Annotated in this window: 6 protein-coding genes and 1 pseudogene; 2 read left to right on the top strand and 5 right to left on the bottom strand. The window is 58.0% G+C overall.

The annotated features are described in order from the left end of the window. The 5 genes and pseudogenes from glyA to ACR0JA_RS20635 all read right to left on the bottom strand — a co-directional run. A pseudogene (gene glyA, locus ACR0JA_RS20655) lies at nt 1-172 on the bottom strand (serine hydroxymethyltransferase); the annotation flags it as partial. 70 nt (nt 173-242) lie between these two features. Beyond that, nucleotides 243-1,214 (bottom strand): 2-hydroxyacid dehydrogenase, encoded by a 972-nt coding sequence (locus tag ACR0JA_RS20650; RefSeq protein ID WP_480579188.1) that lies wholly within the window; start codon nt 1,212-1,214, stop codon nt 243-245. Continuing rightward, entirely contained in the window at nt 1,214-2,101 is an 888-nt protein-coding gene (gene sucD / locus ACR0JA_RS20645) for a succinate--CoA ligase subunit alpha (RefSeq protein WP_480579185.1), read from the bottom strand. Before sucD ends, ACR0JA_RS20650 begins: the two co-directional genes overlap by 1 nt. Then, nucleotides 2,101-3,297 carry a malate--CoA ligase subunit beta gene (locus tag ACR0JA_RS20640; RefSeq protein ID WP_480579182.1) on the bottom strand — a complete coding sequence of 399 codons (1,197 nt, stop codon included), beginning with the start codon at nt 3,295-3,297 and terminating at the stop codon, nt 2,101-2,103. Before ACR0JA_RS20640 ends, sucD begins: the two co-directional genes overlap by 1 nt. A gap of 28 nt (nt 3,298-3,325) precedes the next feature. Then, the gene (locus tag ACR0JA_RS20635) at nt 3,326-4,567 is read right to left on the bottom strand and encodes a pyridoxal-phosphate-dependent aminotransferase family protein (protein WP_480579179.1); all 1,242 of its coding nucleotides are present in this window, start codon (nt 4,565-4,567) and stop codon (nt 3,326-3,328) included. A 221-nt stretch (nt 4,568-4,788) separates the two neighbouring features. On the opposite strand from ACR0JA_RS20635, the gene ACR0JA_RS20630 reads away from it, so the two are divergent. Next, nucleotides 4,789-5,418: a response regulator transcription factor gene (locus ACR0JA_RS20630; protein ID WP_480579176.1), complete on the top strand. Its 630-nt coding sequence runs from the start codon at nt 4,789-4,791 to the stop codon at nt 5,416-5,418. Between the two features lie 181 nt (nt 5,419-5,599). Next, nucleotides 5,600-6,613: an NAD-dependent epimerase/dehydratase family protein gene (locus ACR0JA_RS20625; RefSeq protein ID WP_480579173.1), complete on the top strand. Its 1,014-nt coding sequence runs from the start codon at nt 5,600-5,602 to the stop codon at nt 6,611-6,613. Nucleotides 6,614-6,665 lie beyond the last annotated feature (52 nt).

Below are 6,665 nucleotides of genomic sequence, written 5' to 3'. Positions count from 1 at the left end.
TCACCGAGCCCTGCGCCTCCATCACGGCGGCAGAGACGATGTTCTCGGATGCGATCAACTCGATCTCGTCGCGCTGACGGCCCAGCTCGGACGTGATCGAGCCATAAAGCTCGGGGTCGCGATCCGAAAGGGATTGAGTGAAAAAACCGTTTGTTCGATGAGGGGCATTCACGGTTCAGATCTCCTGAAAAAGAGGGTGAAACCGCCGTGCGGCAGTATCGGTCTAGATATCGAAATGGGTCTCAGATCACGCGGTCGCGCGGCTCACGGCCTGAGAAAAAGTCGCTCAGGTTGTCGAGGACGCGGAACCCCATGGCCTCGCGGGCTTCGCGGGTGGCACTGCCGAGGTGGGGCAACATCACGAGGTTATCGCATTGCAGAAGGTCCGGACTGATGCGGGGTTCCCCGCTAAACACGTCCAGCGCCGCACCACCGATCATGTCGAACATAAGGGCCTGAATCAGAGCCCATTCGTCGATCACCTCACCTCGCGCCGTGTTGATCAGGAAAGCGTCAGACTTCATCAGATTCAACCTGCGCGCATTGATCAGGTGACGGTTTGCGGCGCCACCGGGGCAGTGGAGCGACACGAAATCGCATCGCGGCAGCAACTCATCGACCGTATCGACCTGCGTCGCATTGCACCGGGCCAGAACCTCTGGTGCGATCTGGCTGCGATTATGTACGATGATCTCCATCCCGAACCCGTGATGCGCCCGGCGGGCCATTTCCTGCCCGATGCGACCATACCCGATGATGCCCAGCGTCTTGCCGCTGACTTTGGTGCCGATCAGATGCGTGGGCCGCCAGCCGGTCCAGTTGCCGGCGCGTAGCTCGCGCTCGCCTTCGCTTGCGCGGCGCGCCACCATCAGCAGCAGGGTCATCGCGATATCGGCGGTGCACTCGGACAGAACATCGGGCGTATTGGTCACGGTCATGCCCAACCCACGCGCGGATGGCTCGCAGATGTGGCTGTAGCCGACCCCGTAATTGGCAAGGATCTTTGTCTGCGCCCGGCCGACATCCAAAGCCTCGGCGCTGAGCGCGTCGGTAACTGTTGGCAGCACCGCGTCATAAGATTTCAGCGCTTGCCGGAGCTCGGCTGGAGACATGGGCGCATCCCCGGTATTCAGAACCGTGTTGTAGTTTTCGGCCAGCTGCGCCTCGACTGCGGCGGGCCAGCGACGGGTAACAAGGACCGAAGGTTTGACCATTACGCGGCCTCCATCACTCGGGCGATCGTTTCGCCGATAACGGCCGGATTTTCGGCCACGGTCACGCCGGCAGCAGACAGAATCTCGACCTTTTCGCTGGCGCTTTCTCCAAAGGCCGAGATGATGGCACCGGCGTGGCCCATGGTTCGACCCTTGGGCGCGGTCATTCCGGCCACGTAGGCAACCACCGGCTTGGTGACGTGGTCGCGGATATAGACTGCGGCTTCGGCCTCTTGCGGGCCGCCTATTTCGCCGATCATGGCGATGATTTCGGTATCCTTGTCCTGTTCGAAACGCTCCAGAATGTCACGGAAGGACGACCCGTTAATCGGATCGCCGCCGATGCCGACGCTGGTCGACACACCGATCCCACGCTCTTTCAGTTGAGCCGCTGCCTCGTATCCGAGGGTGCCGGATCGGCCGATGATGCCCACGTTCCCGGGCAGATAGATATGACCGGGCATGATCCCCAACAGCGACTTACCGGGGCTGATTGTTCCCGCGCAGTTCGGGCCGGTCAGAACCATACGTTTGTCCTTGGGATAGCGATACATGTACCGCTTGACCCGGATCATGTCCTGCGCCGGAATGCCATCCGTTATGCAGACGCAATAGCGGATGCCAGCGTCTGCGGCCTCCATGATTGAATCCGCGGCAAACGGAGGTGGCACAAACACAAGGCTGGCATCAGCGCCCGTCGCTTGGACAGCCTGCTTGACGGTGTCGAAAACCGGCACACCCTCGACGGTTTCGCCGCCCTTGCCGGGAACCACACCACCCACCACATTGGTGCCATAGCGCAGCATGTCCTTGGTATGGAACCGGGCCATGCGCCCGGTGATGCCCTGTACGATAACTCGGGTTTCACGATCGAGAAGAATGCTCATTACACAGCCCTCATCCTGGTGCCTTGGTTCAGGTCGTTTTTCCATGCGCCGACGGCGCGTTCGGCTGCTTCCATCAGCGTTGTGGCGCGGATGATCGGCAGGCCGGATTGGGCCAGAATCTTCTGGCCTTCCTCGACATTTGTTCCAGCCAGACGGACGATGACAGGGATATCGATATTGAGCTCGCGCAGCGCCTGCACGACGCCTTCGGCTACCCAGTCACAACGGTTTATACCGGCAAAGATGTTGACCAGCACCGCCTGAACATTGTCATCGGACAGAACCAGACGAAACGCCTTGGCCACACGCTCGGGCGAGGCGCCACCGCCAATGTCGAGGAAGTTGGCCGGTTCTCCTCCGGCCAGCTTGATCGTGTCCATGGTTGCCATGGCCAGCCCGGCACCGTTAACGATGCAGCCGATATTGCCTTCCAACCCGACATAGGACAGTCCGCGATCCGCCGCGCGGCTTTCGCGCGGGTCTTCCTGACTTTTGTCGCGCAGTTCCGCGATTTGCGGATGGCGGAACAAAGCGTTGTCATCAAAGCTCATTTTGGCATCCAGCGCCAGAACGCGGTCATCGCCGGTGATCACCAGAGGGTTGATTTCAACCATGGTTGCATCGAGGTTGCGGAAGGCGGAGTAACAGCCCCGCAACGTGCGCACCATTTGCTGAACCAGTCGCGGCTCCAGCCCCAACTCAAAGGCGATCTCTCGCGCCTGGAATTCTTGCAGTCCGACTGCGGGTTCGACGATTGAACGAACGATGCTATCGGGACGTTCAGCCGAGATTTCTTCGATCTCCATGCCGCCTTCGGATGAGGCCACGATCATTACGCGTTGGCTGGACCGGTCCAGAACGAAGCCCAGATAGATTTCGCGGTCAATCGGAACGGCGGATTCGACGTAGACACGGTAGATACCTTTGCCCTCGGGTCCGGTCTGATGCGTAACCAGCTTGCGACCAAACATCTCGTCACATGCTTCGTGAATTTCGTTCTCCGAATTGCACAGTTTGACGCCGCCAGCCTTGCCCCGGCCTCCGGCGTGGACCTGCGCCTTGACGATCCATTTGTCGCCGCCCAACTCGCGCGCGCGGTAGGCGGCTTGTTCGGGGCTGTAGGCCAGCGCCCCCGAAGGGATGGCGACGCCAAAGTTCGCAAGAACCTCTTTCGCCTGATATTCATGGATATCCATCTGCATTCCTCCCGTTCATGCAGTCCGACTAGGCGGCGATCGATGTGCCGTAACGGCTTTCGAGCAGCGCCTCGACCTCTTCGAAATCGACATTGGCCCCCAGTTCTCGCATGGCTTCGGCAAACAAGCGCACGATCCGGCTGACGGCTTTTCGGTTCAATTGGTTGAGGATGCCGATGCGGACCTGGACCGGCGCGCTGAGCGTCGGCCAAATGCCAAAGCCGCGTGCCCGACAGTTCTGCACCAATTCCATTTCGCGCCCCGCAAGCGATGGCGGCAGGTTCAGGACAACAAGGCTGGGCATGTCGGATGTCACTTCGCAGCCAAGTGCGGTGACCGCATCGCGCAGCACCTGTTCGTGAATCCGGTATGAGGTGGCGCGTTTTGCCAACCCATCCGACAGTGTCAGCCGCAGGGATTCGTGGAACGCGGCCACCGCATAGCCCGAATGCGTGCGGTGATAGGTTCCCTTCTCGACGTCCTGCCCGTCGACAACGCCCCAGTGGCGGGCTTCGAATATCGGATTGTGGACATAGGAATATGCGCCAGTCGAATTGATCGTACTGATATAGGCGTCCGTGAAACTGACAGGTGCGTAGGTCAAAGGCAGGCAGCACAGGCCTTTTTGCGGGCACGATGCCCAACCCGCGATACCGGGATAATCGTCAATCCGGAACTCATCGACGCCCAGCGACGAGACCGCATCGATAAGGCCCATTGTCCCATGCCGTTCGCAGGCATCCGAGAAACCGCGCAGATCGTTGATGCGACCCGAGCCGGTCTCCCAATGCGCCATGAACGCCCATTTGGGTTTGTGCCGTGCCAGCGCCTTTTCGACCATCTCGCCGGTGACAGGTTCGCCATGCGGGATCTCGATTACCGTGACGCTTGCCGCTTGAGGGTCAAGCGGGCTGGCGGCGTGTTCTTCGGGCGTGGCTGCCTTGATCCGCAAAGTCAGGCTATCAATGCCCGAGAAGGTGCCATTGGCGAAAGCGACAACCTTGTCGCCTGGCATGACGGCCGAAAACATGGTGTCCAGCGCGCTCCAGCCGGTGCCGGCGACCGCAAAAGTATAGGTGTTGTCAGTGCCCCAGATCTGCCGCAGCATGTGTTTGCATTCAATCATGCCGCGCAGAACATCACCCTGCATGTGGTCGGCGACCCCGGCATTGGCGAACGCCTGCAACACACGGGCATCCGTGTTGCCGGGGCCGGGACCCGCCGCAAGCGTGTCGGGGATTTCAAGCGCAGGGAAGATCTGAAATGTCATCGTTAAATATCCTCGGCAATTGGTCGGGCGCTGACGCCATGTTTGTGGTTTCGCCGACAGAAAATCCGAAACTTGCCATATGACGCAACGTAACATACTACTGCTAATGGGCATCCATATTGGTGGGTAAAAAACTACCCAAAAGTGTAAGAATGCCGTTGTATGCCAAGAAAGAAGCCACCCATACGGGTAGTATTGGAAAAATTGGACAGTGAAAACAAATGGCTGAGTATTCGCATTCTCCGATAGACATCATGTTGGCAGACAACAATCCGCTGGTCTTGTCAGCGATGTCCGAAATTTTCGAGCGCGACCCGCGATTCTCTCTGGTGGCGACTTCGGCAACCGCCGAAGGGTTTCTTGGCGCCGTGATGCGCGTACCGGTGAAGGTCTGCGTTGTGGCGTGGAACCTGCCGGTTCTGGGGGCGGCGAAGTTGATCGAAGTGCTGCGCGAGCAGGAAAACGCCCCGCGCTTTGTGATCTATGGCGACGAGGCGGGTGATATTCCGCGACTGGCAATGCAGGCAGGTGCCGCCGGTTTCGCACCCAGGTCAGGCGAGGTCGAGGGTCTATTGGAGACATGCATCGATGTCGCTGCCGGGAAGATGGCGTTCCCCTTCATCGACGTCCGAAAAATGCAGCGGGATCCGATCCAAAACCTGTCGCGCAAGGAGCGGGTGATTTTGGAAGCATTGGCCAAAGGGCTATCAAATCGCGAACTTTCAAAGGAACTGCAAATTTCGACAAATACGGTGAAGTTTCACCTGTCGAATATCTATGAAAAGCTTTCGGTCAAGAACCGGGCGCAGGCGATTGCATTTTATTACTCGACCAATCAGGGATCAGGATAGGCACCCCAAAAAACACACGACCGTGAATTTCTTGCCGAGGTCCTGACTTGACGCTCCGGATTGCAGACCCGATGTGTTCCGCAAGGGCTTGATGCCGAATTGTTGGTTTGAACAATGATCCTATTGGCATCATAAGCACACAGGCGCGCAAACACATGAAAAAGAACAGGGAAGCAGACGGGTGCAAAAAGTACTGATTACGGGCACAGCCGGGTTTATCGGGTTTCACCTCGCCAGGTTGCTGCTTGCGAACGGAGACCGGGTACACGGATTTGACGGGATGACGGACTATTATGACGTCCGTCTGAAACAGCGCCGACATGCGACCCTGCTGCAAAACCCCAATTTCTCGTGTGACGAGGCGATGCTGGAAGATGTTGCGCGATTTGATGCTGCTGCAGATGGTTTCGAGCCGGATGTCATCGTGCATCTGGCTGGTCAGGCGGGTGTTCGCTACAGCCTCGATAACCCGCGCTCGTATATTGAGAGCAATATCGTCGGCACGTTCAACGTCATGGAAGCAGCACGTCGTCACAAGGTCCGACATCTGTTGATGGCGTCGACCTCTTCCGTTTATGGCGCCAACACCGACATGCCTTACACCGAATGCGATAAGGCCGATACACAACTGACCATTTATGCGGCGACGAAAAAGGCCAATGAGAGCATGGGGCATTCCTACGCCCATCTCTGGGACCTGCCCACCACCATGTTCCGCTTTTTTACAGTCTATGGAACCTGGGGTCGGCCTGACCTTGCGTATTACAAATTTGTTAACGCGATACTGGAAGACAGGCCGATCGACATTTACAACCACGGCAACATGTACCGTGATTTCACCTATGTGGACGATCTGGTGCGTGCGATCTCACTTCTTATCAAAGCGGTGCCTGAGCGCCCGGAAAATCCCGAAGACATTGAAGAGGGCGACAGCCTGAGCCCGGTTGCGCCCTACCGCGTTGTCAACATCGGCAACTCGGACAAAGTGAAACTTCTGGATTTCATTGACGCAATCGAAGACGCGCTGGGCAAGAAGGCCATTCGAAACTACATGGACATGCAAATGGGTGATGTTCCCGCGACCTGGGCGGATACGGATCTGCTTCAACGTCTGACCGGATATCGCCCTCAGACGGATTTCAAGGATGGAATTAAGAAATTCGTCGACTGGTTCCGTGAGTATTACGGCAAGTAGACCTCGGGTTTCGCCCATCGTTACAAATTTCTCGGGGCCCGCATCCTGAACC

The organism is Ruegeria sp. AM4, from assembly GCF_056540665.1.
This window is presented reverse-complemented; position numbering and strand designations above follow the sequence as displayed.